The 24976-nt window shown below is 41.2% G+C and carries 16 protein-coding genes; 4 read left to right on the top strand and 12 right to left on the bottom strand.

The features are described 5' to 3' along the window. Positions 1-2 precede the first annotated feature (2 nt). The 5 genes from P0Y49_07245 to P0Y49_07225 form a co-directional block, all read right to left on the bottom strand. A complete protein-coding gene (locus P0Y49_07245; protein ID WEK20931.1) occupies positions 3-4409 on the bottom strand; it encodes a two-component regulator propeller domain-containing protein in 4407 nt (1468 codons plus the stop codon). 67 nt (positions 4410-4476) lie between these two features. Next, positions 4477-6138 carry a glycoside hydrolase family 28 protein gene (locus P0Y49_07240; protein ID WEK20930.1) on the bottom strand — a complete coding sequence of 554 codons (1662 nt, stop codon included), beginning with the start codon at positions 6136-6138 and terminating at the stop codon, positions 4477-4479. A gap of 25 nt (positions 6139-6163) precedes the next feature. Continuing rightward, positions 6164-7804, bottom strand: a complete 1641-nt coding sequence (locus P0Y49_07235; GenBank protein WEK20929.1) for a DUF4957 domain-containing protein — start codon at positions 7802-7804, stop codon at positions 6164-6166. Positions 7805-7814: 10 nt separating this feature from the next. Next, positions 7815-9641, bottom strand: coding sequence for a RagB/SusD family nutrient uptake outer membrane protein (locus P0Y49_07230; protein ID WEK20928.1), 1827 nt, complete (start codon positions 9639-9641; stop codon positions 7815-7817). Between the two features lie 18 nt (positions 9642-9659). Further along, a complete protein-coding gene (locus tag P0Y49_07225) occupies positions 9660-12908 on the bottom strand; it encodes a TonB-dependent receptor (protein WEK20927.1) in 3249 nt (1082 codons plus the stop codon). 323 nt (positions 12909-13231) lie between these two features. On the opposite strand from P0Y49_07225, the gene P0Y49_07220 reads away from it, so the two are divergent. Further along, positions 13232-15517, top strand: coding sequence for a TonB-dependent receptor (locus P0Y49_07220; GenBank protein WEK20926.1), 2286 nt, complete (start codon positions 13232-13234; stop codon positions 15515-15517). Between the two features lie 49 nt (positions 15518-15566). Here the strand turns inward: P0Y49_07220 and P0Y49_07215 are convergent, their stop codons facing one another. From P0Y49_07215 to P0Y49_07195, 5 genes are all read right to left on the bottom strand, one after another. After that, entirely contained in the window at positions 15567-16085 is a 519-nt protein-coding gene (locus P0Y49_07215; protein WEK20925.1) for a CHAP domain-containing protein, read from the bottom strand. Continuing rightward, the gene (locus tag P0Y49_07210) at positions 16004-16372 is read right to left on the bottom strand and encodes a hypothetical protein (GenBank protein ID WEK20924.1); all 369 of its coding nucleotides are present in this window, start codon (positions 16370-16372) and stop codon (positions 16004-16006) included. Before P0Y49_07210 ends, P0Y49_07215 begins: the two co-directional genes overlap by 82 nt. A gap of 68 nt (positions 16373-16440) precedes the next feature. Next, positions 16441-17088 (bottom strand): DUF6266 family protein, encoded by a 648-nt coding sequence (locus tag P0Y49_07205; protein WEK20923.1) that lies wholly within the window; start codon positions 17086-17088, stop codon positions 16441-16443. Positions 17089-17301: 213 nt separating this feature from the next. Continuing rightward, positions 17302-17958 (bottom strand): hypothetical protein, encoded by a 657-nt coding sequence (locus P0Y49_07200; GenBank protein ID WEK20922.1) that lies wholly within the window; start codon positions 17956-17958, stop codon positions 17302-17304. After that, a complete protein-coding gene (locus tag P0Y49_07195) occupies positions 17955-18602 on the bottom strand; it encodes a DUF6266 family protein (GenBank protein ID WEK20921.1) in 648 nt (215 codons plus the stop codon). Before P0Y49_07195 ends, P0Y49_07200 begins: the two co-directional genes overlap by 4 nt. 510 nt (positions 18603-19112) lie before the next feature. On the opposite strand from P0Y49_07195, the gene P0Y49_07190 reads away from it, so the two are divergent. Next, positions 19113-19295, top strand: coding sequence for a hypothetical protein (locus tag P0Y49_07190; GenBank protein WEK20920.1), 183 nt, complete (start codon positions 19113-19115; stop codon positions 19293-19295). A 116-nt stretch (positions 19296-19411) separates the two neighbouring features. After that, positions 19412-20395: an AraC family transcriptional regulator gene (locus P0Y49_07185; protein WEK20919.1), complete on the top strand. Its 984-nt coding sequence runs from the start codon at positions 19412-19414 to the stop codon at positions 20393-20395. 263 nt (positions 20396-20658) lie between these two features. Here the strand turns inward: P0Y49_07185 and P0Y49_07180 are convergent, their stop codons facing one another. Continuing rightward, a complete protein-coding gene (locus tag P0Y49_07180; protein WEK20918.1) occupies positions 20659-22053 on the bottom strand; it encodes a hypothetical protein in 1395 nt (464 codons plus the stop codon). Between the two features lie 172 nt (positions 22054-22225). Then, the gene (locus tag P0Y49_07175) at positions 22226-23260 is read right to left on the bottom strand and encodes a WYL domain-containing protein (GenBank protein ID WEK20917.1); all 1035 of its coding nucleotides are present in this window, start codon (positions 23258-23260) and stop codon (positions 22226-22228) included. Positions 23261-23449: 189 nt separating this feature from the next. Here P0Y49_07175 and P0Y49_07170 point away from each other — a divergent pair, with 189 nt between their 5' ends. Further along, positions 23450-24904, top strand: coding sequence for an RtcB family protein (locus P0Y49_07170; GenBank protein ID WEK20916.1), 1455 nt, complete (start codon positions 23450-23452; stop codon positions 24902-24904). Positions 24905-24976: the final 72 nt, after the last annotated feature.

Genomic DNA, 24976 nt, shown 5'->3' with positions numbered 1-24976 from the left:
ATTTATATAAGGTTTACGATTTGGTTTTTAGTTTTAGCGTTTTTCCCTTCCAGCGCATCAGTTGTTTTCAAATAATCAGAAGGCGATATTCCATAATAAACCCTAAAACAGGTACTGAAATACTTCGCGCTGCTGAACCCAACCGAATACGCAATTTCGGTTATATTCCCCATGCCCGCATCCAGGTATTGCTTCGCTCTTTTCAACCGCATATCCCTGATAAATTCTACCGGAGCCTGTTGGGTAAGACTTTTAAACTTCTTAAAGAAAGTAGCCCTTGCCATATTCACCATTTCGGCAACAGCATCGATATTAAACTGGGGATCTGTCATGTGTTCCTCTACAATGGCAATCACCTTTTGTAAAAACACTTCATCTTTGGAAGTAACCACAATCTGACCTGGCCCCAATTCAATTACTTTTTCTTTGGATACCAGTCGCTCAACGATCCTTTTGCGCTGTGCTAATATGTTTGCCAATGCAGCAAACAACAGCTCATTGTCAAATGGCTTACTAATGTAATAATCAGCCCCATACCTCAGTCCCACAACCTGACTTTCCACTGCGCTTTTTGCCGAAAGTAAGATCACAGGGATATGACTGGTCGCCTGGTCATTTTTCAAATGATCAAGCATGGTTATACCATCCATTTTTGGCATCATGATGTCACTAAGAATAAGATCCGGTTGTATTTTCTTAGCCAAAGCAAACCCCTCCAAACCATCTACAGCAGTCTTTATCCGATAAGTCCCACCCAAATTGGCAGATAAAAACGACCGCATATCCTCATTATCCTCAACCAATAAGACCAATTGCTTGTCACTTTGCTGAGCCTGTTCCTCAGCAATAGCAGGAGGTTGCCTTACCTCAGTTTCTAAAGCTATAAGTGGCCCTACCTTTTTTACAGCGGTATGCATATCGGTTTTGGCAATGGGCAAAGTTATGGTTACCGACAGTCCCCGTTGTTGACGGTTTGATGCGAAAATCTTCCCGCCATGCAATTCAACCAATTCCCGTGCTAAAGCCAGTCCAATTCCAGTCCCCTTAAGCTGCTGGGTATTGGGATGCTCACTTTCGTGGTAGAGCAGAAAAATATTCTCCAAATCAGCTTCATTTACGCCACTTCCTTCATCATTTACAACAATATGCATCGCATCATAGCTTTTTGATATGATGATTTCTATACGCTTTCCGGTATCAGAGAACTTAAATGAATTGCTCAGCAAGTTGTAAATCACCGTTTCCATTTTATCGGCATCCACCTCGACAAATACCGGGCGATCACCAGTAACTTTCAGTTCAATCTGATTCGTTTTAGCGGCCTCCTTAAAATCCGCAGCAATCTCCTCAACGAATCCTATCAGCTCAATCCGACTCGTCTTCAGCTTAGATTGTCCACTTTGTGCTTTCCGCAGGTCTAAAAGCTGGTTCACAAAACGAACCATCCTAACGGCATTTCGGCGCACAATAGAAGCATACTCCTTTCCCTGATTTGAAAGTTCTTCCTTTTGAAGCAGCGCATCAACCGGATTTAGAATTAAGGTAAGCGGAGTTCGGAGTTCATGAGAAACATTGGTAAAAAAGGCCATCTTGAGCGCTGTCATTTTTTGTTCTACTGCTATGCCCTGTCTTAACCGCAAAAAAGTAACGGCAATCCGCCTGGTTATTTCCACCGCAATGCAGAACAACAAGAAGTAAATCAGATAGGCCCACCAGGTTTTCCATAATGGTGGAAGGATAGTTATTTTTAATTCTTTCGATGGGATACTGCTATAGTTATCCGAATCCGGACTCTTCACCGCTAACACATATTCTCCCGGAGGTAAATTGGTATAGGTTGCCCTACGTTGGTTTTTGTTATCGTGCCAGGTGCTGTCAAAACCTTTTAGGCGATACAAATAGCGCTGACGATTACCGGAGCGAAAATCCAGGACCGTATAATCTATGCTGATCGTATTTTGATTGTACTTAAGCACAAGATCCTTCGTATTGTTGATGTTTTGTTTCAATAAACTTCCTGCACCCACCGAAACATCAGTATTGTTAATCTGCAATCCCGTAAAAGCCATATTTGAGTGGATTGGATGATATTTGACCTGCTCGGGATCAAAGCTGAGCATTCCTCTTGTTGTGCCAAAAACCATTTTACCATCCTGGGTAAGTTGACAGGAAGCCTCAGAAAAACCATCATTGGGAACCCCATCGTAGGAGTTGAAATTGTTAAATTTTTCATTTTGAGGATCAAACCTGGTCAAGCTACTTTTTGTAGCCATCCAGAGCCGATGCTGTTTGTCTTCACCAATGCTCAGCATATAGTTATTGCTCAACCCGTTTTTTGTGGAGTATACTTTGAAGGTCAATGAATCCGAGCCCGGTTTTTCCAGCGCCAGGTTTAGTCCACCACCCGAAGTAGCCAGCCACATTCTATTGGCATGGTCTTTCAGCATATACTGAATATCATTGTTACCTAAACTTTGAATATTACCAGGTTGCTTGCTATAAGTTGTAAATTTCATTCGGCCAGTTTTGAGGGCCTCCCCAATAACCAACCCATCAGTCGATCCTATCCACAACCTCCCATGACCATCAATAGTCAGGTACCTGATTTTATGGAACCGCCCCGGATAACCATTGGCTTTATCGTAAAACCTTTGGAATACTGGCTTAATCTGTCCAACATCAAGCATATTCAGTCCCTTATCAAAAGTACCAACCCAAATTCTGCCCCAATTATCTTCTGTAATTGAATACACCTGGTTGCTGCTGATTGAAGTGTTGTCGGCCTGATTGTGCATATAATGTGATAAGCGATAATGTGTTTGTTGATCGTCTAAGGGCTCAGCGCTGTATAATCCATTGTCTTTTGTCCCCATCCATATCGTGCCATCTTTAGCCTGAAATATCGCATATACCATACCCAAGCCGCCCTTTGGCAGATGCTCGAAAGTGACATTTGCCAATTTCTCATTTTCATAGATATAGAGCAAGCCACTCTTTGCCCCCACCCAAAGTCTATTCTTGCTATCGCTAAATAAGCCCCGCACTTCATTCTGAGATTTAAAAACCCCGGGATCAACCAGCAGTTGTTGCTTAAAGTTATTGGGATGAAAGATGATTTTTTCCAGTCTACGTTGATCTGTATGCAGCCACATTACACCAGCAGGGTCATAAAACACCACGGTAGCCAAATTAGACATGAGTCGTTGTGGTGAGGCCGGTTCATTGTAAAAATAACTGAACCGGCCTGCTTTTTCATCATAAAAGCCAAAGCCACCGTCTCTTAAAATAGACCAAACCGTTCCATTTTTATCTTCAAATACCTTAAAATGACTATGAGGGATCACATTAATGGCATCATTCTTTTGCACGAAAGTCTGAAAAACACGTTTGTTAACATCATAACGGACAATGCCACGTTTTTCAGGCTCTATCCATAGCTGACCACTGCTATCCTCAAAAATGGAAAATAGCGCATCAGGAATATTGTATTTCGAAGTGCTTACCATTGAAGTACCAGGATCAAAATTAATCAGTTCACCTAGCCCGCTGGTCATGTAAATATGACCGTTTTTTCTGCTCGGCAACATGGCATTGAGGCGTCCATGACTTATGTTCATGCACTGGTACTTACCTGATTTTGCATCGAAGACAATCAAATCTCCTTTCGAAGTTCCGAAATACAACTTCCCGTCACTTGCAGTAACAGCAGTGAATTCTTCCACCGCATTTTTTCCCAGGTTTAATTGTTTGGATGTAAATACCCCCGCAGCATTTTTAGAGAGTCGGACAAGCCCTTTAGCTGTACCTACCCAATATGTATTTTTGTTGCTCCTGAAAAAAAAGTTGGTTTGATCTGAAGGAAGATAAGCATCATTGAGACTAGAACTGGAAAAAATGCGATAACCGGAATGATCTAAGCTGACATCTGTGATCAACAAAAGGCCATGGTTTATGGTGCTTACCCAAAGCATACCATCTTCACAAGAAAGGATGCGGTCAAACAAGATCTTTTCTTTCAAACCCAGTATGGCCGACACTGATGTAAATTGTTCTTTCCCTTTGTCAAATCGATACACTTCTCCATCGTAAGATTTGATCCAAAGATGGTTTGCAGCATCTTCAAAAATCTGGTCGACCCGATCATTGCCAATCTGCGACATATCACCCGGCATAGAAGTAAATGAGGTAAAAGTATGCCCATCAAAACGGTTAATTCCATTCCAGGTTCCAAACCACATGTATCCCTGTTTATCCTTAAACATACAAGTGATGATGTCATGCGACAAACCATCTTCTGTAGAATAACGTTCGATCTTTACAGGGGCTTGGGCCATGGACTTTCCAACCATTACTATTAGCAATAGCATCCATATTAACTTTCCACCCACTGTAAATCTTCTTTTTATCATTTTATGATTCCAGGTTACTATCTAATAAAGCTAATATAATAACAAGACTATACATATGCTCCATTAATTAATGACGGATCTCGAGCATTGATTTTTCTGCACCAAACTTAAATACTGCCTGGGTACTGGCACTGGAAATAGCTGTTTTTTCAACACTGATGTCTTTGGATTGGTTACCGTTCACACTAAAAAATACCTCAGGTGCTTTGATCGCATTCAGTCCCCTAAACGATAGATTTTGACTATTTTCTATGTAAATTAAAGGTGAAGAACTGTCGCATTGTAATACCACATTCTGTAAAGTAATATTTTCGGCTTTGATGATGTCGGCACCTTTACGCGATTTGATGGTAATGTCTTCTAAAAAGATATTTTTAACGCTCATTTCCGGCAATCCTCTTATCAATATCGCACGCTCAGCTCCGTCACACACTATGTTTTTGATGAAAAAGTTACGAAACTGCGGCGTTCCTTCATCTACCGGCGGAGCAACAGCCTTACCTGCTGTTTCATTTAGTGATGGGATTTTCGCGAAATAGTACATATCAAACAAAATCGCATCATTTACCACGTTCTGCATACCAATATTACGGATGTGGATATTCTCCACAATGCCACCACGCCCTCGCGCTGTCTTAAACCTTAGACCAATATCGGTACCGATAAAATTGCAATCGGTGACAAAGATATCGTGAACACCACCAGACATCTCACTACCAATCACAAATCCGCCATGTGCACGGTAAACTGTATTGTTTCTAATTACAATGTACTGAGCAGGCTTTGCCCGACGCCGTCCTTCTTCATCCTTGCCTGATTTGATACAAATTCCATCATCACCACAATCCAATATATTGTTCTGAATGGTAACGAAGGAAGAGGATTCGATATCAATGCCATCACCATTTTGAGCACTTGGTAAGCTTCTTACTTTAACACCATCTATGGTCAGGTTTTCACAAAAAACCGGGTGTATCCCCCAGGCAGGAGAGTTTTGAAATGTCGCATCTTTGATCAGTACCTTTTTACAATTGGTAAGCACCAACATATTCGGTCTAAAAAAGTCTTTATATGGCATCATGTCCTTTGCCAGGCCACTATGGGGTAATGTACCATCTGCAACAGCCTTTTCTCCATTCAGGTACCCTATTGATGGATACCAGGTTTTGGCATCTGCACCGATAAGTCCACCGGAAGCGACTAAGGATTTCCATTCACCTTCGGTTAATTTATCTTTTTTCACATGTCGCCAGACTTCTCCACGTCCATCAAAAATCCCATTACCGGTAATCGCAATATTGGTAAGATCAATGCCGGATATTGGAGATTGATTTCTAATGGCCTTTTGCCCTTCGAAATTTCCTTCTACCAATTCATACTGACTTTTATCACCTGTAAATTGAACCAGGGCAGCATTCGAGACATGCAGATTGACATTATTTTGCAGTACAATTGGCCCTGTAAGCCATACGCCCTGAGGAATGAGGACTACGCCCCCTCCTTTTTTGCTACAGGCCTGAATTGCCTGATTAATGCTTTTTGTATTTAAAGTAATCCCATCAGGTTTGGCACCGTAGTTTACAATGTTAAAAGTATCCCGGGGGAAATCCGGAAGCTTAGACTGAGGCAGATTTTGCCATGAATAGGACTTTGACTGTGCAACCGCTGTGTTGCCCGACACCATCATTCCCAATAATAAAACCGCCAGCAGTTTTTTGTCAATTTTCATGAGTATATAATTTGTTTATTACATTTTAATAGGTCCATCTAGGATCACCTATAGGTGATCCGGTACTACTTGCAGTTCTTAATGGTGAAACTAAAGGAAGTGTAAACTCAGTCTGGGTTGCTGTCCATCCCAAAGCGATGAACAGGTTATTGGCCTGAGAGGTATTTGCCGTCGGCTGAACCAATGTAGTTCCGGTTCCATTGGTAAAATTAAAAGTGTTATTGTAGCTAAACACGATCGTAGAAGTTGCAGCACTTGCCCTGATGGTCACATTGTTCACCGTAGCTGTCAGCCTTGGTACATTGGCAATAATGCTATTGGTCATAGAGAATCTTACCGGATTTGCATTCGCATCCATAAAGACATAGCGCCCGTTGGCTCCGAAATAATTAAAAGTACAATAGTCTACTGTAATGACAGGTGGAGTGCCAGGAATTACGGTAGAGCAGCTTAAAAATGCTTGTCCGATGTTATAAAAGGTCGATTTTGTCACTGTCAACGCATTAAACTGCAATTTATCCAGGTGGAAACAGATATAGCCCAGTGTAGAACCAATATCATAGACCGTAGAATTTTTCACTGTAATCTGGTCCATGGTATAATCTCCTGCGGCCGTACCCCTATTTGCCCGTAGGAAACTTGTGGTAGCTCCATGAATGATACAGTTGTTAATTTTTACATTGGCGAAGTTCGCTTTTTCGTTATCTGCTGCCACGCCTGTAGGATTGATAAAATACAAGGAGCCTGATGCTGTGCCGTCTAATTCAATGCCATCCAATGAAATTCCTGCCCCTGTACCTTTCAATGTAAATTCTTTAAAATTCACCTTAGTATCATTTGGATTACCAGAGGTGGATTTTAAGGTAACCGACTTTTGTAATAGGGTGAATACTGACGAGCCCGCACTATAAGTGCCGGGATTAAGCCCAATAACAGCATTATTGCTTGCTGCATTAATTGCCGCTACCAGATCTGCTCCCGGATCTAAAACTACCGAATAAACAGTTGCACTCAGGGTCGAAAACTTAAGCAGTCCTTTACTTTTTGTACCCATAAATATTTCTGCACTGTACTCAGTTCCCGTTTTCAGACCTGTAATCACCTTCTTACCGGCCATCGATTCTGTCGGCGTAAGGGTAATGGACGTTGCTGTACCGCTACCTGGAGTCAGGGTAATCTTATCCAATCCAACGGTATCTTTCCAGCGAAGGGTAACCTGATTTTCCATAATTTCCAACTCTCGTAGTGGTAAAAAAAGCTGCTCTCCCGTAATTGAGAAAGAACCACTCACCTGCCATTGAGAATCAGGTTGATTTGCTGTCGCCAGGGCCTTTACCCGAACATAATACTTTTTCCGCACGGCCAGTTTTTCATCCGTTACCGTAACGCCTATCGTATCTGTTTTTATCGCAAATTCTGAGGAAGCAAATAAGGAATCCTGAGAAAACTCGGTCAGATAAGCCAACTTAAGATTTACACTCAGTACCGGTGCCGACCAGGTCACTTTAGCCGTAGTTTGGCTTGTTTTAACAGATATGCCCAATGGTCTAAACAAACGAGGTGGCTCCAGTCCCTTATTGGGATCTTCCTTTTTACAAGCCACAATCGCAAACAGCAGCACCGCGAACAGCACCATTGTTTTTTTATAAAATGTATTTGTTGTCATTTTGAAAAGATTAATAACCATAATTTTGGATGATTTTAGTGTTGTATAGCAACACCGTCTCATGGAAAGGAAACACTTCCCTTTTATTAGACTCGAAATAAGTGGCAAATCCGGTTGAGTTACCTGTGATATACTCTTCATTCAATGAAGCCCTCCAGTTCTTAGTCACATACCCCGTCGGCTCTTTTGAAACACCCAATCCCGGTTGGAATAAGGTAACCGCAGGAGAACCACCATAAGTATCAAGGGTATTAAATTCCTCCTGAGAACCCACCACATTATAGGCTGCTGCTTTGGAATACACATATTTGGGCACATTTACATAAGCTCCTTCCCCATTCATCAACTGACGAAGCTTGACACGGGTTTCGGCAAACTTGGCCCCCATCAGGTTCCAGCGCATCAAATCATATTTACGTATGGCCTCTCCACCGAATTCCAGCAAACGCTCTTTTACAATCGCCTCAAAAAATGTGTTGTAGTCAGTCGGCATCGCTGGCAGACGCCCCAAAAATCCAACATAGGCACGCTTTCTCACTTCTGATAATGCCTCTTGTGCCAGCACTGATGGACCGCCATTAATTTCATTGTCGGCCTCTGCAAACATCAATAACACATCTGCAAAACGAATTACGGGCCAGTTCACCCCCAACGTCTGCGTAGTACCGGTCATATTGGTCCATGACCTCCTGAACTTAGCATCTGTCATGTTGTTGAGCGTATTCATCACCTTCTGACTGGTGCCATCAATTTCGTAAGAACCAATCGTCACATCCCTTCTGCAATCTCCCAATTGATCGAATTCATAAAAATAAGTAGCAATTGCCAGCAATCCGCCACCACCGCCACCAAAACGTGCAGCCGTGTTTATCCGCAGTCCGTTATAATAACCAAGCTTGGTATCTGTTCTTGAACCTGCACCATAAGCGCCTACCTCAAACATAAGCTCATTTGTTGGGTCGTTGCGTGTGCTGGTGTGCAACGACTTAAAGATATTCTCATAAACCGGGTTAAGGTTGTGCTGATCACGGCGAGCCATAATATCCTTACATTCGTCGAGTGCAATCTGGTAGTATTTTTTATAATCACTACTGCGTACCATCGTATGACTTTCTTTGTTCATCATATATCCACCACGAAAAAGTGCGATCCTGGCTCTTAATGCCTTGATGGCGCCTTTTGTCCATCTTGTGCTGCTATAACCGGAGTCACTACGCCAGGGGACCAAATCCTCTGCCTGCTTCAAATCCGCTAATAGTCTGTCGAGAATTTCCGTACTGGCAGTAACAGGTACATCCCATTCTTTAAAGTCGCCAGAGGGTTCCCACTGCGCTACTACACTACCCCAGTTTCGTACCAGGACAAAATAGAACAATGCACGTAAGGTCAATGCCTCACCCATATACCTGTTCATCGTGACTTTGCTTGCCGATCCCTCTGTATAAAGTGCTGAATTGTTTATCCCTTTGATACAAGTATTAGCCCTTTCCACCCCGGTATAGAGCTGTTTAAAAGCATCCAATAACTCTCCGTTCGACTGGCTGGCAAGATACATACTGACACCCCTACGATCATTGACACTGTAGCTACCGGAAGTTTTGAATTCATCTGTCGATGCCGACCAGATTGTTCCTTCCTTAGTAATGCCGTTATCTCCGGGCAATTGGTTGTATACCCCAATAATTGCGGTATTGGTATAAGATGTACTTGCAAAAGCCACATCCTGTGATATGGTAGAAGGATTCTCGATATCGAGATATTTTTTGCAGGAACTGCCAGCCAGGACTAAAACCCCTATGCAAAGCAGTATTACTGATTTTTTATATGCTAATTTCATTTTAAATGATCTTATGGGTTAAAAACTAATATCTAAACCTGCAAGAATATAGCGGCTTCTAGGATAAGCGGCATAATCCACACCCGGAGTAAGGGGTCCGCGACGTGTATTGGCCTCCGGATCGTAACCGGAATAATTGGTAAAAGTATACAGGTTATTAACGGTACCATATACCCTAACTCTTGAGAAGACACGCGACTTAGCCAGCAATTTTTGCGGAAGCGAATAGCCAACGGTAATATTGCTCACACGAAGAAAAGATCCATCTTCAATGGCATACGAGGTTAAAATATATTGACCACCTGGAGGTGTCCAAAAGCTGGTATTTTCATTCATTGCCGCCAATTGAACCGGGTCTGTAACTTTTTTTCCATTCGCGTCAAAAGACTGCCAACGATCCTTTACCACGGCAAGCATGTTGTTGTCTTTATACAAATATTGTCCGGTAAATTCGGTTTTGTTTGCGTTATAGGTCTTGTTACCGATAGAAAAATTCATAAAGATACTGGCATCAAAGTTCTTATAGCTGAATTGCTGGTTTATTCCACCTGCAAATTTTGGAAATGCATTGCCAAGTACGGTCCTGTCGTCAACCGTAATGTCATCACCTGGATTACCGGAAATCTTTTTCAATTTCATATCTCCAGGCTGTGGATCCTTTCCACCAAGTGCAATAGCCCTTGCACTTGGAATACCTGCCTTAAGTTTATAGGAATAAGAATTGGCTGTTGCATTATAAGTGACATCGAAATCATCCAACCCATAACGTCCATCGCTAACATAACCATAAAACTGACCGATCGGACCACCCACTTGTACTAAAAAATCAAAGCCGTTGATGCCACCGGAAGATACCGAATAAGATTGATTCGGATTGCCATATTGGTCGTTTCCAAGGCTTACGATTTTGTTTCTGTTGAGGGATATGTTAAAATTGATGTTGTAAGCAAAATTCTTTGTATTGGCTACAATGCCACCGAGTTGTAATTCAATACCCTTATTAGCCGTCTTACCTATGTTCTGCTGCTGCTCCGTCCAGCCGGTGGTAACCGGTACCTTTGCCAATAGCAGCAGGTCTTTAGTACTGTTGCTGTAAAAATCAACTGTAGCGGTTAACCGATTGTTAAAGAGGTTCAAGTCCAGCCCAAGGTTTCTGGATACTGTAGTTTCCCATTTGATGTATGGATTGGCCAATGCATTTGGTGCAAAACCAGGCGTTACCGCATCATCCACAGCATATCCATAATTGCTTCCTCCAAGGTAAAGTACCCGCCAAAGGTCGGTAGCAATCCGGTTGTTACCACCGGCACCATAACTGGCCCTGATTTTTGCACTTCCCAACCAATCTAGTTTAAGGTCTTTCATAAATTGTTCCTCACTCAAGCGCCAGGCAAGCTGTCCTGAAGGGAACAAGGCATTGCGGTTCTCCGGAGCAAAAAGAGAGGAAGCATCGTTACGGATAATAAATGAAGCCAGGTACTTGCCCTTATAATTGTAGGCAGCACGACCGAAAAGAGAAAAAAGTCTGTTTTCACCTTCCGAGGTGGTTGGCGCATCCTGTATCGCATTGGCCGGAGGGGTAGCTTTCTGTATACCGGCGAAAGCCTGCTCAGGAGTTAAATCTACCGGCAACCACTTGGTCGTTGTGGAGATGCTTCGGGTTCTGCTCTGATTAATTTCCTGACCGGCCAGTAAATTGATCTTGTGCGCTTTACCCAGCGTAAAATCATACGAAATGGTATTCGTATTGATGATGGTCAAAGTAGAGCCTGTACCAATGGTTACTACAGGCATGTCTTTATTCTGCCTGGCCACACTGGTTACCACACTATTAAACTGGTCATTTCTCTTCTCCCCATTGCTAATACCAAAAAGTGTCTTGATGGTCAAGCCCTTAATTGGGGTATACTGTGCATTTGCACTGGTGATCAATTGATTGGTATAATCATTTTTGGTTACAGAATAAGCCCCCAATACCGGACTTGTCAGGTTCGTTAGTGAAGCATAATCCGGATCAAACACGTCAATGTCTGTCACTTGCCCCGGCTGGTCGTAAGGACGGTAGCGCACGCCGTTCCTTAAGCTATTGTTACTTTGGCTACCGGAATTCGAAGTACCTGCACCATATACCTTCTGACGACTGTAGCGGGTATTAAATCCAAACCTGAACTTATCAGATGCAATGTTATCAAAACGGAAAGAAACAAAAGTCCTTGCAGCCCCCGAATTGAGCATGATCCCATCTTCCTTGTAGTTGTTCACATTAAAATTATAATTGGAGGTCTTAGTCCCCCCATTGATGGTCAGATTTTCGGTGTGAGAAAAAGCATCACGCCCAAAAACCCGATCCTGCCAGTCCACGAAGGGAACATTTTTATAGATTTCCAGATCAGAAAAAGTACCATATCTCTTCGTGAATGCGTTTACCGTTTCTAAATCATTGGCATTGCCATTATAAAGCTGGTATTGATACATCACAAAATCATAGGGTTTCATTACATCCAATACATTGGTAATTCTGCGCACGCCGGCATAGCTACCAAACGATACTACAGTCCGTGCATTTCTACCCGATTTAGTGGTAATTAAAACTACACCATTCGCTCCTCTTGCACCATAAATAGCGGTGGATGCCACATCTTTAAGCACATCAATAGATTCAATTTCCTGTGGAGATACGATCGATAGCGCATTGTCCAGCTGCACGCCATCTACAATATACAATGGTGAATTGTCCTGAGTAATAGAGCTACCGCCCCTAACCCTAACGGTGATATCTGCTCCGGGCTTTCCTTCTGAAGTAACGACAGATACCCCTGCAAGTTTACCTGCAAGTGCCTCGGCAGCCGTAGCTACAGGAAAATCTTTAAGGTCTTTTGCGGTTACTGATGATACTGAACCGGTAAGTGCATCTTTTGATACTTTGGTGTAGCCGATGTTGACTACCTCTACCTCGTCAAGTATAGATGCATCGTCCTCTTTAAGCTTAAAAAACAATTCCTTTTTATCGCCCACACTCAGGGCTACAGATTTTGAACCAATGTAACTGGCGATTAAGATGGTGTTACCAGCAGCCGGAAGGTTAATTTTGAACTTACCGTTGCTATCCGTAATGGCCCTGGTGTTGGTCCCCTGGATGGTAATGGTAGCACCGACCAGGATTTCATCATCCTTGCCAACTACCTTACCCGTTACTGTTCGGTTTTGAGCCCATGCGGGAGCACAGCACAATACCAGCAAAAGCATTTGTAGTATAACTTTTTTCATATTTGGTTAGTTTGTTTTTTGGGTTCGTACCGCCCTTGTCTTTTGACTCTCCTTGCGCCGGGGATTGGTAAAACAGGTCATGTACCATTACAAACATAGTTCGAGAGGCTGCTAAAAGGGGTTCACAAATAGATACAATAGGTTTAAAGATTGATCAAAAGTTTATTATACAGCTCCATTTAAAACTGCATCTCTAAAATGAAAAGAAAGATCGTTTAGGTGGATAACATCGGGACAGGGAAGGATAAAATATTAATCTAATTATATTTTTAGATTAATCTAACTTTCGTATGTTTGTAGTATAAACATATTTGTTAGACTATATGAAAATACAATTTACTCTACTCACAATCATCTTCACTTTAACTGCTTTGGGTAGTATGGCACAGGAAACCCTTATAAAAGGTAAGATCACCGACAAAAATGGACAAGCTATCGAATGGGCTACTGTAGCGATTTCCAAATTAAATCTTCGAACCAAAGCTGATAGCACAGGTTATTATGAACTCAAAAATGTGCCTTATGGCAGCCATCAACTCACTGTAAGCTATATGGGATTTGACACCAAGCACCTACAGGTGAAGGTAACAGATACTCAGCCATTGCTGATCAATACGGAATTGAGCGCTTCCATAAACACTTTAAACAGTGTAGTGGTAACCGGTACCCGAACCAGCCGCAGAAGATTGGAAAGCCCGGTAGCGGTCAATATACTTGACAGCAGAACCTTTAACATCACTCAGTCCAACACCCTTGCAGATGGTTTGTGCTTTCAGCCCGGCTTACGAATGGAAACAGATTGCCAGACCTGTAACTATTCTCAACTGCGTATGAACGGACTGGGCGGATCTTATTCCCAGGTACTGATCAACAGTCGCCCGATATTCAGCTCATTGATGAGCTTGTATGGCCTTGAACAGATCCCCGCAAATATGATTGAAAGGGTGGAAATTGTAAGAGGTGGTGGCTCAGTTTTATATGGTTCTTCGGCCATTGCCGGAACGGTAAACATACTGACAAAAGAGCCTAAAAAAAGCTCTTTTACCTTATCTAATAACAGTGCATTAATTGGTGGTAAAACCTGGGATCACTTCTTCAATGCCAATTTAACAGCTGTAAATGACGAACAAAATGCAGGTGTATCATTTTTCGCCTCTCACCGCGACCGCAATTCGTATGATGCTAATGGCGATGGTTTTTCTGAAATGCCCATGCTAAAAAACAACTCCTTTGGTTTTAATTCTTTTTTCAAACTCACACCTCAGGATAAACTGGAAATCAACGGCTGGAGTATTTATGAGGAAAGAAAGGGCGGGAATAAATTGGATCTTCAGGCCGACAAGGCCGACCAATCGGAATACCGCTTACATAACATCTTAGTTGGGGGTTTTAACTATGAGCATCAATCAAAAGATAAAAAAAGTTCTTTTAGTGTATACGGCTCCGCACAAAATACCAAGCGGACACATTATACAGGTATCGACCAGGTTGATGCCTGGGGGCACACTAAAAACTATTCCATGCAGGGTGGAGTTCAGTATAACTATACTGCAAGCAATTTCCTCGGAGGAAAAAACACTTTTACTACAGGTTTTGAGAATCAATATGAATATACCTTTGATGAAATTAAAATCTATGATTACCTGATCGACCAGCATGTAAATTTATTTGGTGTCTTTTTGCAAAGCGACTGGGAAGTAACCAATAAGTTTACTGTACTGTCGGGGCTTAGGTTAAATAAATCTAACCGGATCAACAAACTTATACTTACCCCAAGGTTAAGTACCTTATATAAACTGGATGATGAAACCCAGCTGCGAGCCTCTTATGCCAGAGGATTTAAAGCACCGCAGGCATTGGAAACAGATATGCACATGGCCTTTGCCGGTGGTGGGGTTTCGGTGATTAAAACGGATCCCAATCTGATAGAAGAAACTTCCAATAGCTTTAACGCTTCTTTAGATTATAATAAGGCAAGCGAGCATTTTATCTATGGGTTTACCCTGGATGGTTTCTTTACCCGCTTGTACAATACCTTTGTTTTGGAAGAAGTTGGTGTGGATCAGAACGGCAACCAGCAATTGTTGCGAAAAAACGGCGGTAATTCGACGGTACAAGGAGTTACTCTGGAAGGCAGGTTGAATTATGATCAAAAAGTACAGCTGGAAACTGGTGTAACACTTCAAAAATCAGTTTATAAAGAGGCTATTTTCTGGTCTTCGGACCTGCCGGGAACCAAAAGATATTTACGTTCTCCCAATGTTTATGGTTATTATACCTTGAGTTTCTGGCCTCAAAACCGCTTCAACGCTGTATTGTCGGGTGTGTTAACCGGACCAATGAAAGTTCCACATTTTGCAGGGGCTCCGGGTGTAGATGAAGATGTTCTCCATACCTCTCCTACCTTTCTTGAAAACAACTTGAAACTGTCTTATCGTTTTACCTTAAAAAACATCAAACAGGACCTTCAATTCAATATTGGTGTTCAAAACATGTTTAATCAATATCAAAATGATTTTGACACAGGCAAAAACAGGGATAGCAACTATATCTATGGTCCCGGCAGACCGAGAACATTTTTTATGGGGTTAAAATTTGGCTTGATGTAAGTTTTGAAGCGCTGTATTATGAGGATACAGCGCTTTTATGTAATCCTCCTCATTTTTTCAACCAATCTGCAAAACGATGTATGCTACGGATATGTCTCATCCGGCGATAAACCCCATCACCTTCCCTGCTCCCATTTAAATTTGTGTTGCCTTCAATAGAGAAAATCCAGTCACCCCTAACCTCTTCGACAATGCCGCAATGCCCAATCCGTTTTAAATGATCAAAGTAAATCCCCAATACCATTCCAGCCATCGGATTCGTGGTAAGCCGGTTAGCGGGAAAAAGTGCAGGGCTCCAAGGCGTCCGCGGTTGCGGATACCCAGCTTGCCCAAAGCACCAGGACACAAACGATGCACACCAAGGTGCTTTCTTGACGCCAACATACGCATTGTATTGATCCACTCGCGGACCACTGTTTTCCATATATTCCTGAACGCCAATTTCATTTTTAGCTGTCGCAACGACATTTTTCGTTCTTCCATGTGCTATGCTATTGCGGTTAACACTCCAATCGCTGCCAATAACAATAAAGCAAACGATGCCCAATAAAATCCTAATTGTTGCCATAATTCCATTCTTTTAAACTGTAAAACCATATCACTTAATAAGGGCAGGCCCATGCTCATCCAAAATCTTTGCAACAGCCACCAACATAAGCTTGTAACCATCAGAAAGCTGATCAGGCTCAACAAGATCAAGAGCCAGATATTTGGATCAATAAAACCAATCGTAGGATCCGAACTCATGACTAGCCATTGTAAAAGGGGCCATAGTAATAAGCATAATCCAAATAGCAGGTAAGGTGTATAGTTTCTCCCGGAAACATCATACTTTGTAATTTTTAATACATTCATTGTGTTTTCTTTTATGTGTGATTAAAAAATTGGAAGGCCGTTTCCGGCCCTCCTTTAATTCAGCCTCATCAAACAACCTTCATCATGCCAACATAGAAACTGTCGGACGCGACTCCCTTTTTCAATGCCGAACTGAAATTCATGTAGCAATGGATATTATCACCACTAAACTCTATCGGTAGTTGTAAGCTGTACACCTCAGCTGAGCGCGGTGCTGCCTCCATTAGGGTAACAAACTGCTTCTTTGTAGGGTTATACACCAGCAAATTGACCAGATCTGTTGCATCTCTAAACCTGTTATCACCAACGGTATGGTTCCATTCAAAATCAACCGTTGCTGTAGCTGTGGCTCCAACCTGCATCGCAGCAGGTAATACCAATTTACCACGACTAAACTTTACCTTTGGATAATCTATAGTAAAGTTTGGTCCGACACCGATAACGGCTTCTTTTAAGTGGTACGAAACCGCTTCATTCATTGGTGATTTTGTGGCCGATCTGTGGTTATAGTACATTTCGATCAAATCGCTAAATGAACTTAAAAACCCCATAATCAAACCAAACCTAAGCCGCTGATTTATTTGTAGCTGAGTAGCCGCCTTTTTGCTGGCGCGGGGTAAAGCCCTGATTACATTTAAATCTCTCCAAAAAGCGCCTACCACTGTTCCTGTTTTTTTTCTGAATCCCCCAAGGATTCCTTGTCTGATAATTCCCATGTTTTAAAAAATTAAAGATTAATTATTCTGTTCATGTTACCTGTTTCGCTAAGCCCTGCAGTACTGTCGTTCAACTAACAACAGGACAAAGAGACACAATACTCCGAACCTGTGGTAGTCCCACTATGTACGGTACATTTGAGGTAAATGGGCCTAAAAACTGTATTTAATCATACTCCAGGGCACTATTTTTTTATTTTATTTTTACTGATTTTAGCCCAAATCGAACTCTTCATCCAGACATTTCAGCATTTTGAGCAGTAATTTTCTGGTAGTTTGGGCCGTGGTCTGCACCACTTGTTTGTACCGTGTGGTTAGTCCATTTACTGAAATATATCCCTCTCCAATACCGCGTGTTGTAAAGTTTTTAGATAGGGATACCATTAAATGTGCTGCCGGCCCGGCATCTAGTCCACCTGCCTTATTTAACAACTTAAATAAGTAAGCCAGCACGTCTACAGAAAACCGCACCCGGATTCTGCTACCGGATTCACAATTACTTTTTCTTGTCAAGTCCTCATTTTGCAGGTTAAAAAATCCGGAATAACGGGTTTCAATATGCACCAATATTTGCTCGAAACATTGCTCAGCCAGCTTATAAAGCGCCACGGCCATTACGGGTAATTCGGTATATTTACAAAGCACTTCCATCAAGTATATACAATCGTATTGAACCTGTTTCAGGTGTCGTTCCAATAACCGATTATCCAGATTTCCCAGCATTTCATCCTGCATAGACTTAAATACTTGCTCTTTAAGTAATGGGATTTCGATCAACCAATAGGTAATCCGCTGTTCGTCCATATTAAAATATGCAGGATCGAGCTCCTTCAATACCAATGTTCTTAGTAAGGTTAATTGCGTATTCATAAGACCTCTACCCTTCCCAGGTATTCACTATTGGCTACCTTTTTTCCATTTAATGAGATTACACTTACATAAACATCAAGGGATTTGCCAAGCAGTTTAGGGATCAACTTTAAACTACATTTCAAATCTGTTCTTCTCACCCCACCAATAAAACCATCTATAATTTTAAGCTCGCGATTGTAAATCGTCAATATCAGTAAGTCATCAAAAGAAGAGTCGTCGTTATAATTCGACTCCCAGCTTAACTCTAATTCTCTGGCATTGGCAGAAAGCCTGGCCTTTGCATTAAACAATCCGGGCAGGGATCCTTTACTGAGCACAACTTTACTATAATCGATGCTTAAATCGGGATATGCGCCCACAGTAGCCAATTTGTAATTTGCGGAGAAAGCCGCGTTAATCTCTGTTTTATCCTTCGCAAAGTTTTTAAAGCCGACAGTTACATACGGGTAAAAAGGAACCAGCCACTCTTGTACGAACCTGAACTTTTCTCTGCAGGCTATTTGCCCCGGAGTAGCCGGCTTAGTGATTTCTGTTTTGTCGGGCAGCAAACGCAGGTATGGGATTTTTTTCCATGTTGATCCTACTACATTACCTATTTTCCCATGTATTGGGCCAAATATTCCATTTCTAATTTTTGCCATGATTTCTATTTTTTTAATGTGAATTGATATTTTTCCCGATTTCTTTGCAGCGTTTTCGCGACCCGATTAGCACCGCTTCATAAGGCATTATTCAAGTTCGTCTCTGTGTTTTGTTTCAATTGGATTTTTCCGAACCAGAGACGAACCTGAGTCGAACCGAAGTCGAACCGAAGTCGACTCAGGAACGACTTAGTTAAGGACCTGAACACTGCCATTCTATAAGCGTAATACAGACCCGAAAACGAGCCTGAAAATGTGTTTATGGTTGCTGTTTTTGCTTTCATAAACTAAATGTAATACGAATAAAAATGCCGGATTGCGTTCTGTGCGTTTACCATTACACCATGCGCAAATCATCTAACACACTCATTAAATGCAGTTTAAATGACAAGAAAATTATATATTAGTGAATAGAATATTTTTTCACCTACTGCCTTGTAGGTTCCGCGTATGCAGTCGTTGTACGCGCTATGTGCCACCATATAAGTTGCGGTTTTAAAAACCAACGACATGGAAAGACTATATGTAATTCCCACGGATGTATGCAAAATAACCGGAAAGAAAATCAGATATGCGCAACAACTTTTGAAGGATTTGAGAGAAATATTAAATAAAAAAAAGCATCAGCTGATTACCAAAAAAGAACTAGCCGATCATTTGGGTATTGATGAAACCCTGATTAATCTGGATTAAGTTTATGATGAATGCACACAGGTCATTTAAAAAAAATTGGCCTGTGTCATTTTTACCAACAAAAATTTTTATACATTGAATTAACAACACAAAAGAAACCAATCATTAACGTCTCTATGCAATCACACCTTATTCTGAATTTGGTGACTGCTGCTACTGAGTTCATCACAAGCAGCCACCTGCCTCATTTTTGTAGCTGGCCTATTCAATATGCACTGGCCAAATTAATTACGCTACCGGAAGGGAAAATTTTAAGACAATCGTTTAGTCATTACCTGGTACATATTGATCTTTTTGAATATGTGCTCACTAAGGAAACCTCGATCGACTTTGTGCAGGCTGAAATGAGCATATTTATGTTTGCGATATTTGAAGGGTATTCCTCCTTCTATGACCAGCAGGAAAACTTTATTTCCGACGTAAAGAGTGGCAGCTGTCATTTTGGGTATAATGACAAAGGCAATTACCGGGCAGCATTAAATCCCGGCGTACATAAATTTTTAGTTTTAAACTTCCGCCCTGAATGGTTTTTGCATGAAGCTAAAAACCTTTGTCAATTTAAAACACTTATCGCAAATTATAAGGCAAAGCATCAAGCTGTTTTTACACTTCCGGATTGCCCACTTGCTAAGCATATCCGACAGTCTATAAAGAAAATGCTTTTTCAAAATAAGACAAAAAAAGATGATCCTCGTATCGTTATAAATGGTGTTTTAAGCCAACTTATCAGGCAATATCACCAAATGCTTGTCGACAATCATTATACTACTGCTGCTTTGCATCAAACTAAAGCCACTGATATCGCCAATTTTATACGTAATAATTTTAGGGATCAGGTTGTGGATTGCATATCCGAAATGGCCAAACATTTCGGGGTAAAAACCTTTCATCGATTGGTAAAAATAGCTTTTGGTATTCCCCTGCGTGAACAAGTTATTGCCCTTAGAATGGAGTATGGATTACATCAATTGAAAACTACTCAAAAAACAATCAATGAAATTGCTTTCGAAGCAGGTTATAACGATCCCCATTATTTTAGTCGTGCTTTTAAAAAGCATTACAAAGTAAATCCTGGTAGTCTGCGTGGACTAAATATATAATACCATTTAATAAAACACTGGACTTTTTGGCCAAAAAAGACCGTAATTCTGTCAATTTTTGACCAAATAATCCAGCTTACCCTAAAACTTAGGGGCGTTCTTTGAGTAAAAAAACTTAAAGTTATAGCAAATCAGATATATAAAAATATTAAGCGCTTCCGGAAGGCATTAGCTAGAAGTGGCTTTATCGTGCATGACCGCAAGCATGCTGTATTCCCGGGTAGCGCCGGTAGACCCTTGCCTATATTTTTTAATTAACGTTATTATTTCTCAAACAAAGGAAAAGGATTAGTATAGTTCGTTTTTTGGTGGCAACTCACATTAGTTTTATCGTATGCAAAAAATTTTTCAATCAAATTATATAATCTCGGGTCGTAACTTTTCAATTTTTCGTGGGTATCAATCTGATTATGAATCCCATTTGCTTGTTCCGAAAATTTGTTGACACCATACCAGCTTTGAACACCTTCGGCGAAATATTCAGTAGGACTAGAAATTGCGTACGTGTTTTTCCAAAGCCCTTCTATCAAAGCTTTAGAATATATTATAGTTAACTGAGTATTGAACTCCAGATCCAATTCACTAATCCCTAAAAGGTGTATGGTATGGGCAAATTCATGTATCAGGATATCTTCACCAAAATAGCGATCCATAGCTGAGCACAGTACGTTTTCTTCGGCACAACTAGTTAGCGGCAATCCAATGCTCCCACCAAAACCTCTGACTCTGCTATTCATGGCGACACTTAAATTATGGTACTCAGGTAAATCTGTAGTTAATTCATCCTTACCAATAATTGCAATTCTGGCATTATTTTCAAGCAATTTTTCTTTGATGGCAGGTATTTTTGCCAACATCATTAACATCACTTCCCTGGTTTTGTAAAAAGCTTTATCACTTACTTTATTGGATCCAATAATTGGAAGTCCGGCAGCGTTTAAATATTTTTTATAAAATGGATTAAACTTGAAAGCGCTTGGCATTGAGGAAACCGGAGAATTTCTATCATTAAGTAATAACGGATTAACGATGATGTTTCCAAATTCAGCAGCGTAAGAGACGGCCTGATAGCGAAGGTCTTTAGCGGTCGTGTCTGTTAAAGAATTTGTTTTTAGAGATGACGTTGAAAAAGGTCGGCCATCAATTGATAGTTTAAAATCGTCAGCCCAAACTTTGCCACTCCCAATATGGTATACGGCTAAATATATTGATTTAGTTGAATCAGTTAATGGAAGTTTAATAGCATATTTTCTCCACGCCTTTGTTCCGTTGAGGTTGTTTTCTTTCATCTCATTAGCGGTTAATATTCCATTTTTTCCCATCACTATAAGGCATAATCCAGCTCTACCTTTAACGTTTTCCGTTTTTAAATAACCCGAAAGTTCAATAGAATCACCTTTAAAATCAGAAAATATGTGATTGAATAGTGATACGTTTGAATCGCTGGTTACATGTTTTTCGTCCCCAAAAATTAATAAAGACGCTTTACCTTTCACCTTGTCGGTAACATCAATGGTTACTTTATGGCTGGTACCAATTTTTTTCCAGAAAGCGGGAGTATACTGATTGTCTGAAACGATTTCAAAATCAAGATTAAATTGCGTTTCAAAAGAGCTACTTTGAGCATGAGCACCAAATGCAATAAAAAGACATAGCATCGGTAAAACTTTCCTAACAGCAGTAATAAAATTAAACAGATGTTTGTGGTATGTGCTAGTTATCACAGTATAAATTATTAGATTTTTAAAAGATTGATAATCCATACTCAACAAGTTAAATTAAGACCTTTTTAACATTATTATTTAAATCAGGTTCAATTCTGGTCATTGGCTATAGTAATTCTTTTTGTTCTGGCACTTTATAACTCTCTAACGTCGCGTACAGCTGTTTTTTGATTTGTTTGACCAATATCCTTGGGCTAAGCACTCGAAGCTTTGAGCCGAAACCCAATAGCTCGCGCTCCAATTCAAAATTCATAATTACACGGATGCTAAATATTTTACCACTATCATCTTCGTTCAATAGCTTTTGAGTGTGATGCAAAGGCTTGGTAATCACGTAAGGTGCGTTCTTAGCGTCTATCCAAAATACTACTTCCACATCACGCTGACCAGGTGTTTTAGTCACCCCTATTACATCGTTATAATAGGTTGAAAAATCAATAATGGTATTCTCAATATAATCATCATCATGCGTAGTGATTGTTTGTATTCTGTCCAGCGCCAGGTTAAGTAATGGTTTATAGCGTTGGTGTGATACGCCCAAAACAAACCAACGGTTACGGTACTCTTTAAGTAGATATCCGCTAAAATAAAACGTGCTGGCCTCACGCGCTTTAAATGATTGATAGGTTACACACATGGTCTTTTTAGCCACAATGTATTTCCGGATCACTTCTATCCATTCTAAACCTTTTAAGTTATCATTCTTCTCAAAGTCAATTACTGGCGCGCTTTGCGTTTTTTGAGTATAAATTTTATCCTCCAGTTTACTTACCATTTCATTCAGATCCGTAAAATGATTAAAGCCTTTAAACTGTTTCAGCAATCCCGACACCTCGCTCAGCACCTGCATATCCTGTTGATTTAGCGGACTGTTGGTAATACTGTAATTCTTGTCGCTATAAGTATAATACTTTTTATCAACCACCACAATTGGTGCTTCGTAACCGAGCTTATTGCTTCGCATCATTTCCATATCAGCCTGCACGGTTCGCCTACTGACACCGGTATCAATACCCTGATATTCATAAATAGCATTACTGCAGGCATCTATCAAATCGTCCAATGTCCATTTTTTAAAGCGGTTTTGCAGGCATTGGTCAATGGTGCGGTAACGGATAAGGGCGTTGCGGTTAACAGGCATCGGTTAGAAAAATATTTTTGATGAATTTATAAATTATTTTTTACTGCGCAAATACACCGCGTACTTGATGTTTCTCTTTGTACTGTCGAAAGGCTGAACGTGTTCACAAACGCCCCTCTCCCAATTTGGGGAAAGAGTTTTAGCCCAGAGACTTTTAATTATTAAATGATACCTTTAGTATTTAATATTATGGAAAAGGAAAAAATAGGCAACAATGAGTTAAAGGCATTAGGCATTAACGATGTGGAAGTATTGGTAAACTTTAGTCGCGTGGCTAATGGTTTACTAAAACATGGTGTAATGGCCAAGCCCGAAATATTGGCCAATTTAGAAGCCTTGATTGATGACCCAATGCCTTACGCCTTAAAAAAAGGCGGAAAGTTTAAAAACTTGGCCGAGGATGTAATTGCCATGCGTAAAGAAGGCAAATTTGTAAAACAAGAACGCAGCAATTTTAAACTTAAAGAAGAAATAGCCGATTTCCCGGTTTGGGGATTAGAAAATATTGAAGTAGGTGCTTTGGCGCAGATGAGGACTGCAATGCAATTACCCATTGCCGTTGCTGGTGCTTTAATGCCCGATGCGCATCAGGGCTATGGCCTGCCTATTGGTGGTGTACTCGCCACTACAGCCAATACCATTATCCCGTTTGCTGTAGGTGTGGATATTGCTTGTCGTATGTGTTTAAGCATTTTCGATTTACCGGCCGAATCTATTGATACCGAAACCGACAAGCTGAAAAATATATTGGTGGATAATACCTATTTTGGGATAGGCTGCACTACCAAATCGTACTTTGATAGTTCGTTATTTGATAGTAAGACTTGGGGTGAAACCAAAGTAATCCGATCATTAAAGGATAAAGCTTATGCACAATTAGGAACCAGTGGCACCGGTAACCACTTTGTGGAATGGGGAGAGTTGACCATTGCTGACGGTGCATTGGATGATATCCCAGCAGGTAAATATTTGGCTTTGCTTTCGCACTCAGGCTCACGTGGATTTGGTGGCACCGTGGCCGACCATTACAGTCGCATAGCCATGACCAAAACCAAGCTCCCTTCCGAAGCCAAACATTTGGCATGGTTAGACCTAGATAAGGACGAAGGACAGGAATACTGGATTGCCATGAACCTGGCCGGCGAATATGCCAGCGCCAACCATCATGAGATCCATAATAAAATTGCCAGGGCTTTGGGGGTTAAACCTATCAGCATGATTGAGAACCACCACAACTTTGCCTGGAAAGAACAATTGGCTGACGGTACCGAAGTAATGGTGCACCGCAAGGGCGCTACCCCGGCCGGCGAAGGTATACTGGGTATTATCCCCGGCAGCATGAGTACTCCCGGCTTTTTAGTACGTGGTAAGGGCAATGCGGCCAGTATCAACTCTGCTAGTCACGGTGCGGGCCGAGCCATGAGCCGTAGCGCGGCTTTTAAAACTTTGGACAAAGCCGCTATTGCTGCAAACCTGGTTGATAAGCGTATAACCCTTATGGGTAGCGACATGGACGAAGCCCCAATGGCCTACAAAGACATCCATACCGTAATGGCCGCACAAAACGATTTGGTAGAAGTGTTGGCGAAGTTCGAGCCAAGGATTGTAAGGATGGCGGATGCGAGGGAGAAACCGGAGGATTAAAGAAAATAATTTGATCTGCGCAAATACACTGCGCAGTGCCCCTATTTCTTTGTATCAACAATAAAAAAGGAG

Source organism: Candidatus Pedobacter colombiensis (genome assembly GCA_029202485.1).
Classification (GTDB): Bacteria; Bacteroidota; Bacteroidia; order Sphingobacteriales; family Sphingobacteriaceae; genus Pedobacter; species Pedobacter colombiensis.
Note: the sequence above shows the minus strand (reverse complement) of the source record. Positions and strands in the feature narration are given on the sequence as shown.